Source organism: Mesorhizobium sp. WSM4814 (genome assembly GCF_055811595.1).
This window is the reverse complement of sequence record NZ_JBVVQT010000089.1, coordinates 1-276: the sequence shown is the minus strand read 5'-3', so window position 1 is coordinate 276 and position 276 is coordinate 1. Positions and strand designations below refer to the sequence as shown.

Sequence of the window (276 nt, the reverse complement as noted above, 5' to 3'; positions counted from 1 at the left end):
CGGTCGCTGACGCTGGCGGAGTGGCGGGATGTTGTCCGGGCGTGGGTGTTTCTGCCGGCGGGTGGTGACGTGACGATTGCCGTCCGCAAAGACAACGACGCCGGCCGCGCGCTCCGCCTAATCGCCGCCTACCCCGGCGAGTACGACGGCCCCCGGATGGCCGCAGAGTTGTGGCCAGTCAAGCGCACGGCGCCGCGGTTTGCCTCCGTGGCCGAGTACGCGGTTTGGCGCCGGGATCACATTGTGGTCAAGCAGGTGCCGCGCCCTCCGAAGCGA

General features: G+C 69.9%; 1 protein-coding gene. It reads left to right on the top strand.

The annotated features are described in order from the left end of the window. Positions 1-276: hypothetical protein (locus tag AC0L2V_RS32285; RefSeq protein WP_473522201.1), on the top strand; the 276-nt coding region annotated here is incomplete at both ends.